The organism is Streptococcus sp. 4155 (assembly GCF_013276695.1).
Classification (GTDB): domain Bacteria; phylum Bacillota; class Bacilli; order Lactobacillales; family Streptococcaceae; genus Streptococcus; species Streptococcus pseudopneumoniae.
The window spans coordinates 1-20,593 of the sequence record NZ_VMLM01000001.1 but is presented as its reverse complement, the minus strand read 5'-3'; the positions used below and the strand labels follow the sequence as shown (position 1 = coordinate 20,593).

The window sequence follows — 20,593 nt, the reverse complement described above, 5'->3', positions numbered from 1 at the left end:
TTATCTTTTAAAAAAATTTTAGAGGTGGTTTTAAATAAAAAAGCTAATTTAAGACGTTTCGATGACAATTCAAGATTTGGATGAAAAATTTTAAAAAACAATGATATACTAAACTTGTCAAAGTTGCAACAAGACAAAAATTAAAAATAAAAAAGGAGTATTTGTCATGAATACAAAAATGATGTCACAATTTTCTGTTATGGATAATGAAATGCTTGCTCGTGTTGAAGGTGGAGATAAAGTAGGGGCTGGAGAAGTTGTTCAAGCATTAGGAATTTGTACAATAGGAGGTGCAGCTCTGGGGAGTGTTATCCCAGTTGTGGGAACTCTTGCCGGCGGGATTTTAGGAGCACAGTTTTGTACAGCGGCTTGGGGAGCTTTTAGAGCAAGTTAAACTTTTAGAGATATAGTAGATTGAGAATAGTAGTAAAAGGAGGTGATTTATATGAAATACAGATTATTTCTTATTATTTTCTTGAGTAGTGTTTTGGATATTCTTTTAGGTACATTTTTGAAAATCTCGAATGTATCGATTGGATGGCTTGTTCTCTACAGTGGCTTATTTGAAGCAGGAGTTTTCCTTCTTGCTAATAAAGGTTTGGCGGTAAAAATTAAGGAAGCAGACATTCAAAATCGCTTTAAATTTATTTTTGGAAAAACGCTATGGTTTCAAATTCTTTTGCTCATCTTTTTGATGGTCAAACTGTATCTTGGTTTGGAGGCGAGGCTAATCTTATTCTATGGAAATATTTTCATTGTCTTTAATGCTTTAGTTTATCTTTTGTCTACTAGCCAAATTAATTTAACAAAGAAAGTGTGAAAAGAATGGAACAATCAGTAAATAATTTCATCATTTTACCTGATGAAAAACTAACAACGATAACAGCTGGAGATAAACAACTTGCAGACAGATTTTTAAGTGGAGTAGGTGGTGCGGTTGAGGGGATTTCGCTTTGTGCGCAGACAATCCCTTTCCCAACCCCGCAGATTTATTTAATTTGTGCAGCTGGTGGGGCGGCAGTTTCAGTTTTATGGCCACATTAGAGAAACCTGATTATGCATATATAACACAAAAAAGCATCCAGAATCGGTATGAAACCAAGGATTCTAGATGCTTTTCTCTTTTCACCCATTGGGTGCTGTTTTTACTGGAAAAAAGGGAGTTTCTCCTTTATGATATAAGTTCAAAAAATAAAAACAAAAGGACACTCCAATGCTCAGTATATCAAATAAGTCTATGAAAAACAATACTTTATCACACTTTTCTTTCGATGGTGGAAATCTGATCAATCAAGCTGGTTCTCTGCTTTTCAAATAACTCTTCACAAAGTTGAATCTAAAAGAAATCATGTCAAAACACCTTGTGACCGATGATAAGCGACGCTATTATCACTATTCGAATATCGATATTGTCATCCAATTTCTTTTAGTGATTATTAACCTGGCTTCTATTTTGGTCACTGTTTACCTCACTAGGAAAATGAGAGTTTGAAGATGATGATTTGGTTAGTCCTAGAACCAATCAACTTATGTATATCGGCTTGACAGGTTTTATGTCTATTATCTATTTGTATAGAGGTATCACAGTAGCAGAATCCTATCAACAACTAATCGCTTATATTGGCGCTATTCTCTGCTCAACCATCATGCTTCTGCTCATTTGGGGTTTGAAGTATTATAAAAAGTAGAGCTTAATAAAGTATAAAGGGGTAAGTGTTTTCGCAATACTTACCCTTTTATAATGAAGTTTTTGCAATTCAAGATGTTTCGATGACCATTTAAGATTTATATGAATTTGTAATCTTAAATAAGGTAAGATAAAGATAACAAATGTAAATGAGTATTCTTATGAAGAATCAAAAGATAAAATCGCTATTACTTGTACCACTTGTATTTGCATCTATTACTGCAGGTCTTGTATATGCAGAAGAACAGCCTACTTCTTCCTCTATTCAGGCTAATGATAGTTCTGTTGTGGCACCAGATTTGCCATCGGCTAAGGAAAAGGTGGAGCATAAACCTTCCGTTGTAACTCCCGAAGAGTATGAACAGAATGTTGCGGAGTTTAAAAAGATAGATATTGAAGCCGTTCGTCAATCTTTTACAGAGGATCAATTGGAACATACTATATATTTTGGTAGAAAAACTTGTTCTCATTGTCGTCAATTTTCTCCTGAATTGAAAGAATTTAATAACTTAATTGAAATGAAGTTAGAATATTATGATTTGGATGGAAAAGATTTTGACGGGGAAGCGAGAGAGTTTCTATTTAAAAAAGTCGGTATTCCAGGAACACCAGCAATTTTGTATTTAAGAAATGGACATCCGATATCTGGATGGGTTGGTGGCGAAGCAACTGCACAACAGGTGTATGATTATATGTACTCGAGAAACTCACCTAAGCAATCGGAAACAGTAGCATCTTCTGAGGATACAGTAACAGAAAGTGTTCGTGATGAGAAAACCAGAAATGACAGCATGAGTATTAGTGATAAAGTTGTAAGCGACAGCAAAGGTATGAGTGATGAAAAAAGAACCGAAATGAAAATATCCAATGATAACCCCAATTCTAATAGTGAAAATAGTGGGAAAGTGGAGAGTACAAACTCAACTTCTGAAGCTAAAACTACTCAATCTGACAATTTAGCAATGTTAGACAATAAGAATCAATTGGAAACTCCCAAACCTATTTTTGATGTTGCTCAAGAAAATAAAACTCCTTCAACTGATGTTAAGGGGACTGATTATGTAAGCAAATCTATTACCTCGAATGAAAAATTATTACCGAAAACAGGAGAGGAAGAAAGTTATCAACTGCTTCGGATGGCTATCGCATTTTTTATAACTTCTGTAATGATTAAAGTGAAACAAAAAATTCACAAATAAAAATAGTGGTAAACAGGTGAAATGATACTATTTGTTTGTAATAACATATAGCTAGAATTTGCCTATAGACAAGAGTGAGAAAATAGGTGTATTTAGTTTATATATAAAAGATTATAACTGTATATGAAATGAATGGTAAATAGTTAGTATTAGCTGAAGTAGAAAATCGAAAATGAAAGGAAAATTATCATGAGTAAGAATAGTAGAACAGAAAAAGCTAGAGTAACAGAAGGTGCAGATTTTGGAGCATATTTTTTAATTTTAGCAGTTGTAGCCGTCGGGGCGCTTGCTTATTTTTCAGAAGATTTTGGGCCAAGGTGGGCAAAAGTTATAGAAATAGTCGGAGCGCCGTTTTCTTTAGGTTTAGGTTTTTTTGCTTTTGATAAAGGTTTTGAAATGCTGAACGATTATAAAGAAAATAAAAGAAAAGAAGACGAAGAGGAAGAAAAAAACAACAATCAGAACTAAAAAATGTAAAATAAAGGGGTAAAAAATGGCAAGGAAAAAGAAGTTGCTTGGAGAAGAGTTTGGGAAGATGGTGTTGTCAAGGATGATAGCGACCTATGAAAAAGCAATCAACGCTGAAAAATAACATTTTCAGATGAAAAGATGGAGGAGCTAGACAACATACTATCTAATGGAATGGGGTTGCTTGATGGAGTACAAGCAACGGTATTCTAACAGGACGAAAATAAAAAAAGGCATTCCTCGTGAATACAAAAACAATGTTTCAATTTTCAGAAGCTAACAGTTAAAGTTTGTTTTTGTCCAGTTTGACTTTTACCATAGTATGTGAGGTATATTAAATGAATAAGAAATCCTATTTTATCATCTGTTCTACGTTGATCATAGCATCGAATCTTCTCATGATTTCCGTAGTGAACAAGGGAGAAGAAACGGGGAGCAACCTGTTTGTGATTGCTATAGCCTGTGTTATGTTGCCATCCTTTTTATATGCGGTTGAGAACCGAATGGCTTCTTTAATTCGGACAGGGTCAGTAGCTTTACTCTTATTGACAGTATTGTCTTTAGTCCGTCTTATCAAGAGAATAGGGAGTACGCCTGAAATTCTCAACATTATCATTACCCTCTTGGTTTTGGCAAGTGGGACAGCCTGTATCCTGGTTGCGATTATGAGAATATATGAGAACAGACGGAAGTGAGGGTGCATAGTTTTCTATTTTGTATTTTCATATTGTCAAGTTCCCTTAGGGCAAGTATGTTTTTCATGCTTGCTTTTTAAATTTTTTACAATTCAAGATGTTTTGATGACCATTCGTGATTTGGATGGAAAATTTTAAAAAATAGTAGTATACTAACCTTATTAAGGTTGCAATAGGACAAAAATTAAACATAAAAAAGGAGATATTCGTCATGGATACAAAAATGATGTCACAATTTGCAGTTATGGATAATGAAATGCTTGCTCGTATAGAGGGTGGGGATGTATCTGATATTTATAGAGGGTACGCTAATCAGGTAAGTCCATTCGGTTCTTACCCTCCTATATTAAAAAATTCAGGTCCTTTTCCAGTAAGTGGTTACTGCCCGCGCGGTTATCATGACCGTGGTTATATAGGAGCAGGTTTTCATTTATGTGGAATATAGGCTGAAATACAAGAAATGAGGAAGAATTTCTATGAAAAAGTATCAACTTCTATTCAAAATAAGTGCAGTCTTGTCTTACCTATTTTTCGTATTTGGTCTTTCTCAATTAACTCTTATCGTCCAAAATTATTGGCAATTTTCTTCCCAGATTGGCAATTTCGTCTGGATTCAAAATCTCTTGAGTTTGCTATTTAGCGGAGTCATGATTTGGATTCTGGTTAAGACAGGGCACGGCTATCTTTTTCGCATTCCGAGAAAAAAATGGCTTTGGTATTCGATTTTGACAGTATTAGTGCTAGTGCTCCAGATCTCTTTTAACGTTCAGACAGCTAAACATGTTCAGTCAACTGCTGAAGGTTGGGCTGTATTGATCGGTTATAGTGGGACCAACTTTGCTGAGCTAGGTATCTATATAACTTTGTTCTTCCTGACTCCACTTATGGAAGAGCTAATCTATAGAGGATTACTGCAACACGCCTTTTTTAAGCATTCGAGATTTGGCCTTGATTTGCTTCTTCCGTCAATTTTATTTGCTCTTCCTCATTTTTCAAGCCTGCCTAGTTTGTTAGATATCTTCATCTTTGCAACATCTGGCATCATCTTTGCTAGTTTGACCCGCCATACCAAGAGCATTTATCCTTCCTATGCGGTGCATGTGATCAATAATATTTTCGCAACATTACCATTTTTGCTCACTTTTCTACATAGGGTCTTGGGGTAAAAAAACAAAAGGCTTGCTTTTCAGCCATAGAGGAGGTTATCATGTATAAACACTTATTTTTCCTAGATTCAAAAACCTTAGACTGGTTGACACCTTATATTCTAGTCTTGGCTTCTGACACCATTGCCTTTAATGTTTTTGTGCTAACCTTTGTATCTGTTGTGGTCTTTTATTTCCTGAATCCCATGCTATCTTTAATGGCTATCTTCTTAGGGGCTGGTTATGTGGTCGGATTTTGGCTACTAAAATGGTTTGTTTTGGAAAGACTAGAGCTAAAGGATGACGCGTAGGAAGTCTGTTTGGTGAGGAGGATAATTTTATGGAGTTTTTTGATAAATTTCATGCCTTGTGCTTTGGATTTTTAGTACTAATAATCGTCATTACAGTTCCTTATACGATTAACCATGGGGATTTTTTTCAAAATGAATCTGAATTGATTATTGTAAGTCTTCTAGTAACCTCGCTGAGTGTTGTTTATGCTAGACAGTTTGAAATGATTTCTTTTGGGATGTTAAGCAAGAAAGAACTTTTGCTTTTCATTGCAATCTTTCTTCTAAGCGTTCTTGAGACGCTAGTTTATATTCATTTCTTCGCTGTTTCTTCTGGCGCAGGAGTTCAACACTTGGCGGAAGTCAGCAGAGGAATTTCCCTGTCTTTGATTTTGACTTCCACAGTTTTTGGCCCCATCCAGGAGGAACTCATTTTCAGAGGACTTCTTCAAGGTGCGGTTTTTGACAACTCTTGGTTAGGGCTTGTGCTAACTTCCTCTCTCTTTTCTTTTATGCATGGACCTTCTAATGTGCCTTCGTTTATTTTTTATCTACTTGGGGGCTTGTTACTGGGCTTTGCTTATAAAAAGAGCCAAAACTTATGGGTTTCTATTCTAGTCCACATGTTTTACAATAGTTGGCCACTCTTATATTATTTATAAAAATTATGAAAAGGTAAGTAGGAGATTGTGCTTACCTTTTTCTTTCTATAATGATACCCAAGCCAATCCAGAGGCTTTTCTTTGAGAATCGGGTGTGGAGCGGTTGACGAATAGGCCAAAAACTAGTAGAATAGTAAGGAAACTTTATACGGAGGAAAAAAATGGATTTGGGTGATAATGAGCTAACACTGACTCCCATACCTGGGAAAAGTGGCAAGGCTTATATGGGTAGCTATCCTGATGGGAAGCGTATCTTTGTAAAAATGAACACCTCTCCAATCCTACCTGGTCTAGCTAGAGAACAAATTGCTCCACAATTATTATGGAGTCGCCGTTTGGCAGATGGGCGTGATATGTGTGCTCAAGAATGGTTGACAGGCAAGATATTGACCCCCTATGATATGAATCGTAAACAAATCGTCAATATTTTAACCCGCCTTCATCGCTCACGTCCGTTGATGACACAGTTGAGTCGTTTGGGCTATGCCATGGAAACACCTGTAGATTTACTACAGTCTTGGCAGGAAACGGCTCCAGATGCTTTGCGTAAAAATCATTTTATCAGTGAAGTGATGGCTGATTTACGTCAGACTATTCCAGGATTTAGAGAGGACTATGCGACCATTGTCCATGGAGATGTACGACATAGTAATTGGATTGAGACAGATAGTGGCTTGATTTATTTGGTAGATTGGGATTCGGTTCGCTTGACCGATCGTATGTTTGATGTGGCCCATATGCTCTGCCATTATATTCCAGAACATCAGTGGAAGGAATGGTTGACCTACTACGGTTACAAGTATAATCAAACGGTATTAAGTAAATTGTATTGGTACGGTCAATTGTCTTATTTGAGCCAGATTTCCAAGTATTATATGAACCAAGATTTAGAAAATGTTAATCGGGAGATTCATGGCTTGCGTCACTTCCGAGACAAGTATGGAAAGAGAAGATGAGAGTTAGAAATCGTAAAGGGGCGACAGAATTACTAGAGGCAAATCCCCAGTATGTGGTCCTCAATCCCTTGGAAGCCAAGGGGAAATGGCGGGACTTGTTTGGCAATGACAATCCCATTCATGTGGAAGTTGGAAGTGGGAAGGGTGCCTTTGTTTCAGGTATGGCAAAGCAGAACCCTGACATCAACTATATCGGGATTGATATTCAAAAGTCTGTTTTAAGCTATGCTTTAGACAAGGTTCTTGAAGTTGGAGTGCCTAACATCAAGCTCTTGTGGGTAGATGGTTCTGACTTGACTGACTACTTTGAAGACGGTGAGATTGATCGCTTGTATCTGAACTTTTCAGATCCATGGCCGAAAAAACGCCATGAAAAGCGTCGTTTGACCTACAAGACCTTCTTGGATACCTTCAAACGTATCTTGCCTGAAAATGGAGAAATTCATTTCAAGACGGATAACCGTGGCTTGTTTGAGTACAGTTTAGTGAGCTTTTCTCAGTATGGCATGAAGCTCAATGGTGTCTGGCTAGACTTACATGCCAGTGATTTTGAAGGCAATGTCATGACAGAATACGAGCAAAAATTCTCCAATAAGGGGCAAGTTATCTACCGAGTTGAGGTAGAATTTTAAGAAATAGCCTGAAATCAGGCTGTATAAGTGCTTTTGCTTTACATAAGTTAGCAAATGTGATATACTAAGAGTAAGAATATGAAAAGTGAGGCGGGGAAATATCTTCGCCTCTTGCTTATGAGGAGGTGGACGCAATCGCAACAATCGTAGAATTAGTCAGAGAAGTTGTAGAACCTGTCATAGAAGCTCCTTTCGAGCTCGTGGATATCGAGTATGGAAAGATTGGCAGTGACATGATTCTCAGTATTTTTGTAGATAAACCTGAAGGAATTACCTTGAACGACACGGCAGACTTGACAGAAATGATCAGTCCTGTCCTAGATACCATCAAGCCAGATCCCTTCCCAGAACAATATTTCCTAGAAATTACCAGTCCAGGCTTGGAACGTCCTTTGAAAACCAAGGATGCCGTCGCTGGAGCGGTTGGAAAATACATCCATGTCGGGCTCTACCAAGCCATCGATAAGCAAAAGGTCTTTGAAGGAACCTTGTTGGCCTTCGAAGAGGACGAGTTGACTATGGAATATATGGACAAGACGCGTAAGAAAACCGTCCAAATTCCATACAGTTTAGTATCAAAAGCACGTTTAGCAGTTAAATTATAGAAAAAGAAAGGATAGCTTTTGAGGATTCAAAAGTGAAGAAAACATGAGTAAAGAAATGCTAGAGGCCTTCCGCATTTTGGAAGAAGACAAGGGAATCAAAAAAGAAGATATCATCGACGCAGTAGTAGAGTCGCTTCGTTCCGCTTATCGCAGACGCTATGGTCAGTCAGACAGCGTAGCTATTGACTTCAACGAAAAAACAGGTGACTTTACAGTTTATACTGTCCGTGAAGTTGTTGATGAAGTATTTGATAGCCGTTTGGAAATCAGCTTGAAAGATGCTCTTGCCATTAATTCAGCTTATGAACTTGGAGACAAAATCAAGTTTGAAGAAGCACCAGCTGAGTTTGGTCGTGTAGCAGCCCAATCTGCCAAACAAACCATCATGGAAAAAATGCGCAAGCAAACACGTGCCATCACTTACAATACTTACAAAGAACATGAGCAAGAAATCATGTCTGGTACAGTAGAACGCTTTGACAACCGCTTTATCTATGTCAACCTTGGTAGCATCGAAGCCCAATTGTCAAAACAAGACCAAATTCCTGGAGAAGTTTTTGCTTCTCATGATCGTATCGAAGTTTATGTTTACAAGGTTGAAGACAACCCTCGTGGTGTCAACGTCTTTGTTAGCCGTAGCCATCCAGAAATGATCAAACGTTTGATGGAGCAAGAAATTCCAGAAGTTTATGATGGAACTGTTGAAATCATGAGCGTGGCTCGTGAAGCAGGTGACCGTACGAAGGTTGCTGTTCGTAGCCACAATCCAAACGTGGATGCTATCGGTACAATCGTTGGACGTGGTGGTGCTAATATCAAGAAGATTACTAGCAAATTCCACCCAGCTCGTTACGATGCTAAAAATGACCGCATGGTACCAATCGAAGAAAATATCGATGTTATCGAGTGGGTAGCAGATCCAGCTGAATTTATCTACAATGCCATCGCTCCTGCTGAGGTTGACCAAGTTATCTTTGATGAAAACGACAGCAAACGTGCCTTGGTGGTTGTTCCAGATAACAAGCTTTCTCTTGCCATTGGTCGTCGTGGACAAAACGTGCGCTTGGCGGCTCACTTGACTGGTTACCGTATCGATATCAAGTCTGCTAGCGAATTTGAAGCCATGGAAGAAGCTGATTCAGTAGAGTTGGAAGTAGAAAACGATACTGTAGAAGAATAAAAGCTGCTAGAGGAGGGAAAGATGAAAACGAGAAAAATCCCTTTGCGCAAGTCTGTTGTGTCCAATGAAGTGATTGATAAGCGTGATTTGCTTCGTATTGTCAAGAACAAGGAAGGACAAGTCTTTATCGATCCGACAGGCAAGGCCAATGGCCGCGGCGCTTATATCAAGCTAGACAATGCAGAAGCCCTAGAGGCGAAAAAGAAGAAGGTCTTTAACCGCAGCTTTAGCATGGAAGTGGAAGAAAGCTTTTATGATGAGTTGATCGCTTATGTGGATCACAAAGTGAAAAGAAGAGAGTTAGGACTTGAATAAGCAAAAGATAAGTAATCTCTTGGGACTTGCTCAGCGAGCAGGGCGTATCATATCGGGTGAGGAATTGGTGGTCAAGGCCATTCAAGACGGCAAGGCCAAGTTGGTCTTTCTAGCCCATGATGCTGGACCCAACCTGACCAAGAAGATTCAAGATAAAAGTCATTATTATCAAGTAGAAATTGTAACCGTGTTTTCAACACTGGAATTAAGCATAGCAGTCGGAAAATCGAGAAAGGTTTTGGCTGTAACAGATGCTGGATTTACAAAGAAAATGAGGTCTCTTATGGAATAGAAGAGGAGGACATGATTTGTCTAAGAAAAGATTGTACGAAATCGCAAAAGAACTTGGAAAAGAAAGTAAAGAAGTTGTAGCGCGTGCAAAAGAGTTGGGCTTGGATGTGAAAAGCCACTCATCAAGTGTGGAAGAAGCTGTCGCTGCAAAAATTGCTGCCAGCTTTAAGCCTGCAGCTGCTCCGAAAGTAGAAGCAAAACCTGCAGCACCAAAAGTAAGTGCAGAAAAGAAAGCCGAAAAATCTGAGCCAGCTAAACCAGCTGTAGCTAAGGAAGAGGCAAAACCTGCTGAGCCAGTCGCTCCGAAAACAGAAAAAGTAGCAGCTAAACCGCAAAGTCGTAATTTCAAGGCTGAGCGTGAAGCTCGTGCCAAAGAACAGGCAGAACGACGCAAGCAAAATAAGGGCAATAACCGTGACCAACAACAAAACGGAAACCGTCAGAAAAACGACGGTCGCAATGGTGGAAAACAAGGTCAAGGCAACCGCGATAATCGTCGCTTTAATGATCAAGCTAAGAAACAGCAAGGTCAGCAAAATCGAGGAAATGAACGCCGTCAACAAGAGGATAAACGTCCAAATCAAGCGGCTCCACGTGTTGACTTTAAAGCCCGTGCAGCAGCCCTAAAAGCAGAGCAAAATGCTGAATATGCACGTTCAAGTGAGGAACGTTTCAAGCAGTATCAGGCTGCTAAAGAAGCCTTGGCTCAAGCTAACAAACGCAAGGAACCAGAGGAAATCTTTGAAGAAGCGGCTAAGTTAGCTGAACAAGCGCAACAAGCACAGCAAGTTCAAGCAGTGGTTGAAGTCGTCCCTGAGAAAAAAGAACCTGCAGTGGATACACGTCGTAAAAAACAAGCTCGACCAGACAAAAATCGTGACGATTATGATCATGAAGAAGATGGTCCTAGAAAACAACAAAAGAATCGAAGTAGTCAAAATCAAGTGAGAAATCAAAAGAATAGTAACTGGAATAACAACAAAAAGAACAAAAAAGGCAATAACAAGAACAACCGCAATCAGACTCCAAAACCTGTTACAGAGCGTAAATTCCATGAATTGCCAACAGAATTTGAGTATACAGATGGTATGACCGTTGCGGAAATCGCAAAACGTATCAAACGTGAACCAGCTGAAATTGTTAAGAAACTCTTTATGATGGGTGTCATGGCCACACAAAACCAATCCTTGGATGGGGAAACAATTGAACTCCTCATGGTGGATTACGGTATCGAAGCCAAACAAAAGGTTGAAGTGGATAATGCTGACATCGAACGTTTCTTTGTCGAAGATGGTTATCTCAATGAAAATGAATTGATTGAGCGTCCACCAGTTGTAACTATCATGGGACACGTTGACCACGGTAAAACAACACTCCTAGATACCCTTCGTAATTCTCGTGTTGCGACAGGTGAAGCAGGTGGTATCACTCAGCATATCGGTGCCTACCAAATCGTGGAAAATGGCAAGAAGATTACTTTCCTTGATACACCGGGACACGCGGCCTTTACATCTATGCGTGCGCGTGGTGCTTCTGTTACCGATATTACGATTTTGGTCGTAGCGGCAGATGACGGGGTTATGCCTCAGACTATCGAAGCCATCAACCACTCAAAAGCGGCCAATGTTCCAATCATCGTAGCTATCAACAAGATTGATAAACCAGGTGCTAACCCAGAACGCGTTATCGGTGAATTGGCAGAGCATGGAGTTATGTCAACTGCTTGGGGTGGAGATTCTGAATTTGTTGAAATCTCAGCTAAATTCAACCAAAACATCGAAGAATTGTTGGAAACAGTCCTTCTTGTAGCTGAAATTCAAGAACTCAAGGCAGACCCAACAGTGCGTGCTATCGGTACAGTTATCGAAGCGCGCTTGGATAAAGGAAAAGGTGCGGTCGCAACCCTTCTTGTTCAACAAGGTACCTTGAATGTTCAAGACCCAATCGTTGTCGGAAATACCTTCGGTCGTGTCCGTGCTATGACCAATGACCTTGGTCGTCGTGTTAAGGTAGCAGGTCCATCAACGCCAGTTTCAATCACAGGTTTGAACGAAGCGCCAATGGCGGGTGACCACTTTGCTGTCTACGAAGATGAAAAATCTGCGCGTGCAGCAGGTGAAGAGCGTGCCAAACGTGCCCTCATGAAACAACGTCAAGCTACCCAACGTGTTAGCCTTGAAAACCTCTTTGATACCCTTAAAGCTGGTGAACTCAAGTCTGTTAACGTTATCATTAAGGCTGACGTACAAGGTTCAGTTGAAGCCCTTTCTGCATCACTTCAGAAAATCGATGTGGAAGGTGTCAAAGTGACCATCGTCCACTCAGCGGTCGGTGCTATCAACGAATCAGACGTGACCCTTGCCGAAGCTTCAAATGCCTTTATCGTTGGTTTCAACGTACGCCCTACACCACAAGCTCGTCAACAGGCAGAAGCTGACGATGTGGAAATCCGTCTTCACAGCATTATCTACAAGGTTATCGAAGAGATGGAAGAAGCTATGAAAGGGATGCTTGATCCAGAATTTGAAGAAAAAGTTATTGGTGAAGCGGTTATCCGTGAAACCTTCAAGGTGTCTAAAGTGGGAACTATCGGTGGATTTATGGTTATCAACGGTAAGGTTGCCCGTGACTCTAAAGTCCGTGTTATCCGTGATGGTGTCGTTATCTATGATGGTGAACTCGCAAGCTTGAAACACTATAAAGACGACGTTAAGGAAGTTACAAACGGCCGTGAAGGTGGATTGATGATCGACGGCTACAATGATATTAAGATGGATGATGTGATTGAGGCCTATGTCATGGAAGAAATCAAGAGATAAGATTTTTTGCTCCTTTCTTAGGTGGTGAGGGACGCAAGCAAACCGATGGTTTCATTGCTTATTTTTGAGCCTAGGGTCTCAAAAATCCCCTGTGATGGGACTGATAAATCAGTTCCATCACTTTCACCACGGCGAAAGAAGCAGATGACTTCAAATTGAACTTCGTTTCAATTTAAACTGAAAATCAAGAAGTTTAAAATAGCTAGGTCTGCTGGCCTAGCTTTTGGTTCAAAGTAGAGAAAGGAATATCATGGCAAATCATTTCCGTACAGATCGTGTGGGCATGGAAATCAAGCGTGAAGTCAATGAGATTTTGCAAAAGAAAGTCCGTGATCCACGTGTCCAAGGTGTGACCATCACAGATGTTCAGATGCTGGGTGACTTGTCTGTTGCCAAGGTTTATTACACCATTTTGAGTAACCTTGCTTCGGATATCCAAAAAGTCCAAATCGGGCTTGAAAAAGCAACTGGTACCATCAAACGTGAACTTGGTCGCAATTTGAAATTGTACAAAATCCCAGATTTGACCTTCGTCAAAGACGAGTCCATCGAGTATGGAAACAAGATTGACGAGATGCTACGCAATCTGGATAAGAACTAAAGAAGAGGGGCAACCCTCTTTTTTGGTGGAGAAAAAGGCAATAAAACATGATGGGGGAATCTTTCTAGACTTATACTCAATGAAAATCAAAGAGCAAACTAGGAAACTAGCCGCAGGCTGTACTGGAGTAGGGCAAGGTGAAGCTGACGTAGTTTGAATTTGATTTTCGAAGAGTATTAAAAATTATTAAAAAGATTTATAAAATTTAGATAGTGTGATATTATGAGATAAAGATACAAGAGAAAGAGGTATTTATATGGCTGAACAAGACTTAGCTATGCAAGTATTGCAACAAGTGGTGAAACTACCTGTTGTTAAGGTTGATCGTTCGAAGTTTTTAGTGGATAAGTTTTCCAAAGAATTAGATTCACAGGACATTCCTACCTTATTAGAACAAGGCCCAACGTCTCTCTTATCTTAAGAAATCTTAGATCGAGTGGCTAATGTCTGTATTAGGGATAATGTTTTATTAGCGAGTGGGACTTCTGTTGTTGCAGGATTACCAGGTGGACTTGCCATGGCAATTACCATACCAGCGAATATAGCTCAATTTTATGCTTTTTCTTTAAAATTAGCTCAAGAACTAGGGTATATTTTATGAGATATGTGAGAAGGAAATATAAAAGAGAATGATGAAATACAAATGTAATAGGTACATATATGTGGTATACTAGTTATAGTAGATTTTAATTGCTTATATCGAGTGAATTCTCATATTAGTGAGGAATTTTTAAATGGAATTACAATTTAATTTAGAACTAGTAGAAACCTATAAAAGTAATAGTCAGAAGGCACGTATCTTAATGGAGGATTGGGTTTATCGTCAGTCTTATTGCCCTAATTGTGGGAAAAATCCTTTAAATCATTTTGAAAATAATAGACCTGTAGCAGATTTTTACTGTAATCATTGTAGTGAGGAGTTTGAACTAAAGAGCAAAAAAGGAAATTTTTCATCAACAATCAATGATGGTGCTTATGCAACGATGATGGAGCGTGTGCAGGTAGATAATAATTCTAATTTCTTTTTTAACTTATACAAAAAATTTTGAGGTAAATAATTTTCTTGTCCTTCCGAAGCAATTTGTTACACCGAAATCAATTATTCAAAGGAAGCCACTTGCGCCAACTGCTAGACGAGCAGGTTGGATTGGTTGTAACATTGATTTATCACAAGTACTTTCTAAAGGAAGAATATTTTTTGTGAAAAATGGACAAGTTAGAGATCCAGAAAAAGTTACAAAAGAATTTAAGCAAAGTTTATTTTTAAGGAAGAACTCTCTTTCAGTAAGAGGTTGGACAATAGAAATTCTAAATTGTATAGATAAGATAGAGGGTTCAGAATTTACCCTTGAAGATATGTATCGTTTTGAAAGTGACCTAAAAAATATCTTTGTTAAGAACAATCATATCAAAGAAAAGATTAGGCAACAGCTTCAAATATTAAGAGACAAAGAAATAATAGAATTTAAAGGTAGAGGAAAGTATCGGAAATTATGAAAACTTATGTGTAATGGTTTATACTTTATCAGACCCTGATTGTGTGAGGTGGTTGTCTGAAAATATGGAGTTTGGTGATGAGAAACAACTTTTTTTATTGAATAAAAAATATAGCTGGGAATATGGAGATGAATTACCAGAGTGGTTGGAAAGCCCAAAACTATATAGATTATTGCTAATAAGTGAATGATTGGAAAGCAATTTAAAACTGAAAAAGTATACAGTAGAAATTACAGAAACTTTATCACGTTTAGTAAGTATAGAGGCTGAAAATCCAGATGAAGCCGAACGACTTGTAAGAGAAAAGTATAAGAGTTGTGAAATTGTTCTTGATTCAGATGATTTTCAGAACTATGACACTAGCATATATGATTAGATAGATGTTTTTATTTTGTCACACAAAAAAGAGGCTCGCACCTCTTTTTTAGTTTCAGATAAATTAATCAATTTTTTTAATAAATTTAGCAATTTCTTTTACAATCTCAGTAACCAAAGCATTTCCCATAAAAAACATTCTCATTTTATCAGATACCTCTACAATAGATCCATCTGACAATTTCTTTTTAGCTGTCCAATCATCTGGGAAATCCTGAAGGCGTTCAGCTTCAATGGGTGTAATTAATCTATATTTATTGTTTACAAATAATAAATGTGTGGAACGATTAACTGTTCCTTCGGATGTAAGCATTGTTCGTCCTGGAAGGTTTAAATCATCATAAGGGGACATTCCTCCTTCTGAATAGATGTATTGATGTCCGTCAGAGGATGTTCGTTCAATTTTCTTAGGTCCTCTAAGATATTGAAATTTTTCCAATTTTGACTGATCAGTTAAAAAATATTTTTCAGGTACTTCAGACTCATCTTGAAGAATTTCTCCTAGAGTGATAGGATTGCCATTGTAATTAGGTTCTGTATCAATAGAATAGTATTTTCCATGTCTCATAATTCCTGTATTCCAAACAGTACCAGTAAAAGTATCTGAAACTTCAACTATATCATTTGGTAACTCATAAAACACATGACGATTTTTAACTGCTATAGGTTTAATAGGAAATTGTTTTGCAAATAGACCTTGATTGAAAATATAGTCATCATACCTATTATCTTCAAAGATTTCTTCATTTTTTTCGTAAAGATTGTCATTTTTTTGGGCAAAGACTGTATCATTTCGATATACGAAAAAGAATACACGACGTCTTCGTTGGCTTCTTCCATACTCAGCAGCATTAATAACTCTCCACTCTACAGAATATCCAAGGTTATTAAAAGCTGTTAGCATGATTGCAAAATCACGTCCTCTCTGTTTTGAGGGCGCTTTTAAAAGCCTATCCACGTTTTCCAGAATTAAGTATTTGGGTTTAATGATTTCAGTTGCTCTAATGATTTCCCAAAATAAAACTCCTTTTTTTCCTTCAATACCTTTTTCATCTTTCTTGCTACGCGCAACAGAGTAATCTTGGCAAGGAAAACCACCGACAATCATATCGGCATCCATTTTGGAAAATTGTTCGTCTGTTACATCAGAGATACTAATATTGATGTTTTCGCTATTGGGGAAGTGATAATCATAGACCTCAAATGCGTCTTGAGATTTACGAGATGGTTCCCATTGGTTTGCCCATTTTGTTTTAAAGAGTTGCTTATCGGCATTTTCTAATCCTATCCGAAAACCGCCAACTCCAGCAAATAGTTCGAGAACTTTCATCTTTTCTCCTTCATTTTTTTACAGTTTAATCCATTATATACTATTTTCAATGATTGATCAAGTATTAATGTTTGCTTTAGTTTAATTTGATATAATATAAAAGATAGGAGAAGAAAATGGATCAAAACTTATTTAACTATAACGATGAAGATATCGATAGTGTTATTGAATATTCTCACAAACTATTAAATAGAAAATTTTCCGATGTTATGGAAGAGTATAATCGTTCGCTTTATAAATCATATGACGATTATAATGATAGAGTAGTCTCTGAGGTACAAGATAAAGCAATTAGTATGAAGTCAAAAGGGCAGTATGGAAATTATATTGAAAAATATTTCTATGGTTACCAGCCAAATAGTGACTCGGAAGCTGACTTTGAAAAAATAGGTGTAGAGTTAAAAGTTACTCCTTTTAAGATAAACAAAAATGGGACACTTAGTGCAAAAGAACGACTTGTATTAACAATACTAAACTATATGGAGGAAAATTTAGAGGATTTTTACTCCACTCATTTATGGAAAAAATGTGCAAAGATTTTGTTATTGTTTTACAATGGCTTAATTCCCAATCAAACAATGAAGGACTATGTCATTGAAAAAATATTTTTATATGAATGGTTTGAGGAGGATATGGCAGTCATCCTTGAAGACTATCAGAAGATTATAGATAAAATCAAAAATGGAAGGGCACATGAATTATCAGAATCAGATGGAAACTATTTATCAACTTGTACAAAAGGTGCAGGTAAAGGAAAGGATTTAAGACAGCAACCATTTAGTCATGAATTAGCAAAACAAAGAGCTTGGGAATTAAAATCAAGTTATATGACCTATCTGATTAATCATAAAATCTTTAACCAATCAGATTAAGAAAGTGTTTTGGCTAATTTTAGGGGTGAAAAAAAGTCATTTACTGAGGTTATTGCAGAGAAGATTCTTTCCTACAAAGGTTTCTCTGAACAAAAGTTATATGATAGATTTGAAGTGAATCCCAAGGCAAAAGGTAAGAATAGTACTCTGATTAGAAAAATTTTAGGCTTGACAGGGGATTTGGATAAGACCAAAGAATTTCAAAAAGCAAACATGAATTTGAGAGTTATTCGAGTAGATAAGAATAATTTACCTAAGGAAGACTCTCCATTTAAAACTTATTGTTTTAAAGAATTAGCAGAAACAGATAGTTGGGAATCATCACATGTTTATAATGAAATTTATAATAAACGATTCCTTTTCGTTATTTTTAAGGAAATTGAACCTAAGCTATTTGTATTAGATTCTATCAAATTTTGGGGATTTCAGGATAGACAATTAGAAGAAATCCAAAGAGTGTGGCAGGAAACTAGACAAATTATTTCTGACGGAGTTAAATTAACTCAAAATGGTAATAAAGTTTCAACTAATTTCCCTCAAAGTAAGATAAATAGAATTCTATTTACGAAATTACATGCTACCAATGCTTACTATGAAATTGAAAAAGGAAAATTTGTTGGGAAAGGCTCATTATCTGATACAGATGAACTTCCAGATGGACGTAGGATTACAAAACACTCCTTTTGGATGCCTAAGAAGTTTATAAAAGAAATATTAGATGGGAATTGGGATTGATAGTATTTATAATCAATTTGTGATAAACAAAAAAAGAGGCTCGCACCTCTTTTTCTTATTGCTTTTTATGATTTAATACAGCATTGAGTACAATGGCGAGTAGGCTAGCTACGACGATTCCGTTTGAGAAGAACATTTGGAAGGCTGTCGGCATGCTGACAAAGAGATTACTGTTGTTGAGTCCGACACCTGCAGCGATGGATACAGCTGCGATAAGGAAGTTATGTTCATTGTTAGCAAAGTCAACACGGGCGAGGATTTGCATTCCTTGAATGGATACAAAACCAAACATCACCAGCATGGCACCACCGAGGACAGGGCTCGGAATGATTTGGGCAAGGGCGCCAAACTTAGGAAGGAGTCCAAGGAGAACCAGGAAACCAGCTGCGTAGTAGATTGGCAGGCGAGTCTTGATACCTGACAATTTAACCAAACCAACGTTTTGTGAAAATCCGGTGTAAGGGAAGGTGTTAAAGATTCCTCCGAGAAGTACGGCCAAACCTTCTGCGCGGTAACCGTTGCGAAGGCGCGTGCTGTCGATTGGATCCTTTGTGATATCAGACAAGGCCAGATAAACACCAGTTGACTCAACCATAGACACCGTTGCGATGATACACATCATGACAATAGATGAGATTTCAAAGGTTGGCATCCCAAAGTAGAGTGGAGTTGGGACATGGACAAGTGGTGCTGCCGCAACAGGCGAGAAGTCAACCAAGCCCATGGTAGCGGCAATGGCAGTTCCAACAACCAGACCAATCAAAATAGAGATAGACTTGATAAATCCTTTGGTAAAGATGTTAATCAAGAGGATAATCAAAACAGTGATAGCTGCAAGCAAGAGACTTTGACCAGTTGGCTCAGGAACGTTATTTCCCATATTTCCAATAGCGACAGGGATCAAGGTTAAACCAATCGTAGTAATAACAGATCCTGTTACGATAGATGGGAAGAGATTGGCTATTTTTGAGAAGATGCCTGAAACAAGAACCACGTAAATCCCAGATGCGATAAGGGCACCAAACATAGCGCCACTACCATGGCTTTGCCCAATCATAATCAAGGGAGCGACCGACTGGAATGCAACTCCAAGAACGACTGGGAGTCCAATCCCAAAGTATTTGTTGAGTTGGAGTTGGAGGAAGGTTGCCACCCCACACATGAAGATATCTGTAGAAATCAGGTAGGTCAACTGCTCAGCTGAATAGCCAAGGGCTGTCGCAATCATGATGGGAACCAGGATAGATCCTGAGTACATGGCTAGTAAGTGCTGCAAGCCAAGAACGGCTGCTTGCGAGTGTTTTTCTTGAGTTTGCATTAGAGATCTGCCTCCTTAAATACGACCTGACCATTTTCAAAACGATCCAAGCGAGCAAGTGATAGGACAGGGTAGCCTGCTTTTTCAAGCAAATCACGACCATCTTGGAAGGATTTCTCAATCACGATACCGATAGCTTGGACTGTGGCACCGGCCTGTTCGATGATTTGAATCAAGCCTTTAGCAGCTTGGCCATTAGCAAGGAAATCGTCGATAATCAAGACCTTGTCCTCTTGTGAGAGGAATTTTCCAGCGATAGAAACGGTGCTGGTCACTTGCTTGGTAAAGGAGTAAACTTGGGCAGTTAAGATGCCTTCGTTCATAGTGATGTTCTTAGCTTTTTTAGCGAAAATCATGGGAACGTTTAAGGCTTCGGATGTAAAAATGGCTGGGGCAATACCCGACGCTTCAATGGTCACGACCTTGGTAATGCCAGCAGCAGCGAATTTTTCCGCAAAAACCTTACCAATCTCTCGCATCAAGCTAAAGTCAACTTGGTGGGTTAAAAAAGAATCCACCTTGAGGATGTTATCACCCAAGATATGCCCATCCTTGAGGATGCACTCTTCTAATAATTTCATAAGACCTCCTAAAGTCTAAAAGCCAATCCATTTGCTTGTTTCAGATTTCTATTCAGTGAAACTGATAGAAAAAAGGACCTACTTAAACTTTAAGTAAGTCCCCAAAATAGGCATGACAAAAACGGCCATATCTCCAAGATAACTTACTTATTGTTAGGTGTTCCGGCACCTTGTAGAAACGTCGTGCCAATTCACGACATAAACAAGTAAAATGATATTCAATTTTAAATAGGCTTGAGCCAATGTTTTTATTTTACACTAAATCACTTTAGAAATCAACTGTTTTGTTAGTGTTTTGGTTTAAAAAAACGAACAAATATAATAAAAATAGAGATGACAA

21 protein-coding genes, 5 pseudogenes and 1 riboswitch are annotated in these 20,593 nt (G+C 38.1%); of the genes and pseudogenes, 23 read left to right on the top strand and 3 right to left on the bottom strand.

The features are described from left to right. Nucleotides 1–166 precede the first annotated feature (166 nt). From HT715_RS00135 to HT715_RS11705, 22 genes and pseudogenes are all read left to right on the top strand, one after another. On the top strand, nucleotides 167–394 hold the full coding sequence (locus HT715_RS00135) for a Blp family class II bacteriocin (protein ID WP_023935633.1): 228 nt from the start codon (nucleotides 167–169) through the stop codon (nucleotides 392–394). 51 nt (nucleotides 395–445) lie between these two features. Continuing rightward, entirely contained in the window at nucleotides 446–820 is a 375-nt protein-coding gene (locus HT715_RS00130; protein WP_000877386.1) for a hypothetical protein, read from the top strand. Between the two features lie 5 nt (nucleotides 821–825). Continuing rightward, nucleotides 826–1,044, top strand: a complete 219-nt coding sequence (locus HT715_RS00125) for a hypothetical protein (RefSeq protein ID WP_000438253.1) — start codon at nucleotides 826–828, stop codon at nucleotides 1,042–1,044. Between the two features lie 304 nt (nucleotides 1,045–1,348). Beyond that, nucleotides 1,349–1,688 (top strand): annotated as a pseudogene (locus HT715_RS00120) (immunity protein). 160 nt (nucleotides 1,689–1,848) lie between these two features. Further along, the gene (locus HT715_RS00115; protein WP_172922778.1) at nucleotides 1,849–2,886 is read left to right on the top strand and encodes a thioredoxin domain-containing protein; all 1,038 of its coding nucleotides are present in this window, start codon (nucleotides 1,849–1,851) and stop codon (nucleotides 2,884–2,886) included. A gap of 189 nt (nucleotides 2,887–3,075) precedes the next feature. Continuing rightward, a complete protein-coding gene (locus tag HT715_RS00110) occupies nucleotides 3,076–3,354 on the top strand; it encodes a hypothetical protein (RefSeq protein ID WP_000042206.1) in 279 nt (92 codons plus the stop codon). 338 nt (nucleotides 3,355–3,692) lie between these two features. Next, on the top strand, nucleotides 3,693–4,049 hold the full coding sequence (locus HT715_RS00105) for a hypothetical protein (RefSeq protein WP_081005545.1): 357 nt from the start codon (nucleotides 3,693–3,695) through the stop codon (nucleotides 4,047–4,049). 211 nt (nucleotides 4,050–4,260) lie between these two features. Then, the gene (locus HT715_RS00100; RefSeq protein WP_000379956.1) at nucleotides 4,261–4,494 is read left to right on the top strand and encodes a ComC/BlpC family leader-containing pheromone/bacteriocin; all 234 of its coding nucleotides are present in this window, start codon (nucleotides 4,261–4,263) and stop codon (nucleotides 4,492–4,494) included. A 31-nt stretch (nucleotides 4,495–4,525) separates the two neighbouring features. Then, complete coding sequence (locus HT715_RS00095) at nucleotides 4,526–5,215, top strand: CPBP family intramembrane glutamic endopeptidase (RefSeq protein WP_138702193.1); 690 nt, start codon at nucleotides 4,526–4,528, stop codon at nucleotides 5,213–5,215. 41 nt (nucleotides 5,216–5,256) lie between these two features. Next, a complete protein-coding gene (gene blpZ, locus HT715_RS00090) occupies nucleotides 5,257–5,505 on the top strand; it encodes an immunity protein BlpZ (RefSeq protein ID WP_016399200.1) in 249 nt (82 codons plus the stop codon). 29 nt (nucleotides 5,506–5,534) lie between these two features. After that, nucleotides 5,535–6,146: a type II CAAX endopeptidase family protein gene (locus HT715_RS00085; RefSeq protein WP_119919874.1), complete on the top strand. Its 612-nt coding sequence runs from the start codon at nucleotides 5,535–5,537 to the stop codon at nucleotides 6,144–6,146. A 161-nt stretch (nucleotides 6,147–6,307) separates the two neighbouring features. Then, a complete protein-coding gene (locus HT715_RS00080) occupies nucleotides 6,308–7,102 on the top strand; it encodes a phosphotransferase family protein (protein ID WP_000363006.1) in 795 nt (264 codons plus the stop codon). Further along, nucleotides 7,099–7,734 (top strand): tRNA (guanosine(46)-N7)-methyltransferase TrmB, encoded by a 636-nt coding sequence (trmB, locus tag HT715_RS00075; protein ID WP_001266096.1) that lies wholly within the window; start codon nucleotides 7,099–7,101, stop codon nucleotides 7,732–7,734. Before HT715_RS00080 ends, trmB begins: the two co-directional genes overlap by 4 nt. Nucleotides 7,735–7,859: 125 nt before the next feature. Then, complete coding sequence (rimP, locus tag HT715_RS00070; protein WP_001808916.1) at nucleotides 7,860–8,339, top strand: ribosome maturation factor RimP; 480 nt, start codon at nucleotides 7,860–7,862, stop codon at nucleotides 8,337–8,339. A 43-nt stretch (nucleotides 8,340–8,382) separates the two neighbouring features. Next, entirely contained in the window at nucleotides 8,383–9,519 is a 1,137-nt protein-coding gene (gene nusA / locus HT715_RS00065; protein ID WP_138701381.1) for a transcription termination factor NusA, read from the top strand. 21 nt (nucleotides 9,520–9,540) lie between these two features. Next, the gene (locus tag HT715_RS00060; RefSeq protein WP_000857562.1) at nucleotides 9,541–9,834 is read left to right on the top strand and encodes a YlxR family protein; all 294 of its coding nucleotides are present in this window, start codon (nucleotides 9,541–9,543) and stop codon (nucleotides 9,832–9,834) included. Further along, nucleotides 9,827–10,126: a YlxQ-related RNA-binding protein gene (locus tag HT715_RS00055; protein ID WP_001041390.1), complete on the top strand. Its 300-nt coding sequence runs from the start codon at nucleotides 9,827–9,829 to the stop codon at nucleotides 10,124–10,126. The genes HT715_RS00060 and HT715_RS00055 overlap by 8 nt, the downstream gene beginning before the upstream one ends. A 16-nt stretch (nucleotides 10,127–10,142) precedes the next feature. Next, entirely contained in the window at nucleotides 10,143–12,944 is a 2,802-nt protein-coding gene (gene infB, locus HT715_RS00050; protein WP_138702195.1) for a translation initiation factor IF-2, read from the top strand. Between the two features lie 250 nt (nucleotides 12,945–13,194). Continuing rightward, nucleotides 13,195–13,545, top strand: a complete 351-nt coding sequence (gene rbfA / locus HT715_RS00045; RefSeq protein ID WP_001273597.1) for a 30S ribosome-binding factor RbfA — start codon at nucleotides 13,195–13,197, stop codon at nucleotides 13,543–13,545. A 256-nt stretch (nucleotides 13,546–13,801) separates the two neighbouring features. Beyond that, nucleotides 13,802–14,140: pseudogene (locus HT715_RS11710) on the top strand (hypothetical protein); the annotation flags it as partial. 139 nt (nucleotides 14,141–14,279) lie between these two features. Beyond that, nucleotides 14,280–15,042, top strand: a pseudogene (locus HT715_RS00035) (DpnI domain-containing protein). Next, nucleotides 15,038–15,418: pseudogene (locus HT715_RS11705) on the top strand (DpnD/PcfM family protein); the annotation flags it as partial. The pseudogenes HT715_RS00035 and HT715_RS11705, both read left to right, overlap by 5 nt. 63 nt (nucleotides 15,419–15,481) lie before the next feature. Here HT715_RS11705 and dcm read toward each other — a convergent pair. Next, nucleotides 15,482–16,747 (bottom strand): DNA (cytosine-5-)-methyltransferase, encoded by a 1,266-nt coding sequence (gene dcm, locus HT715_RS00020; RefSeq protein WP_050207411.1) that lies wholly within the window; start codon nucleotides 16,745–16,747, stop codon nucleotides 15,482–15,484. A gap of 116 nt (nucleotides 16,748–16,863) precedes the next feature. On the opposite strand from dcm, the pseudogene HT715_RS12340 reads away from it, so the two are divergent. Beyond that, nucleotides 16,864–18,354, top strand: a pseudogene (locus tag HT715_RS12340) (Sau3AI family type II restriction endonuclease). 55 nt (nucleotides 18,355–18,409) lie between these two features. Here HT715_RS12340 and HT715_RS00010 read toward each other — a convergent pair. Both HT715_RS00010 and HT715_RS00005 read right to left on the bottom strand, forming a co-directional pair. Further along, nucleotides 18,410–19,672: a nucleobase:cation symporter-2 family protein gene (locus tag HT715_RS00010; RefSeq protein WP_172922777.1), complete on the bottom strand. Its 1,263-nt coding sequence runs from the start codon at nucleotides 19,670–19,672 to the stop codon at nucleotides 18,410–18,412. Next, the gene (locus HT715_RS00005; protein ID WP_138707122.1) at nucleotides 19,672–20,253 is read right to left on the bottom strand and encodes a xanthine phosphoribosyltransferase; all 582 of its coding nucleotides are present in this window, start codon (nucleotides 20,251–20,253) and stop codon (nucleotides 19,672–19,674) included. The genes HT715_RS00010 and HT715_RS00005 overlap by 1 nt, the downstream gene beginning before the upstream one ends. Before the next feature lie 130 nt (nucleotides 20,254–20,383). After that, nucleotides 20,384–20,479, bottom strand: a riboswitch (purine riboswitch). Nucleotides 20,480–20,593 lie beyond the last annotated feature (114 nt).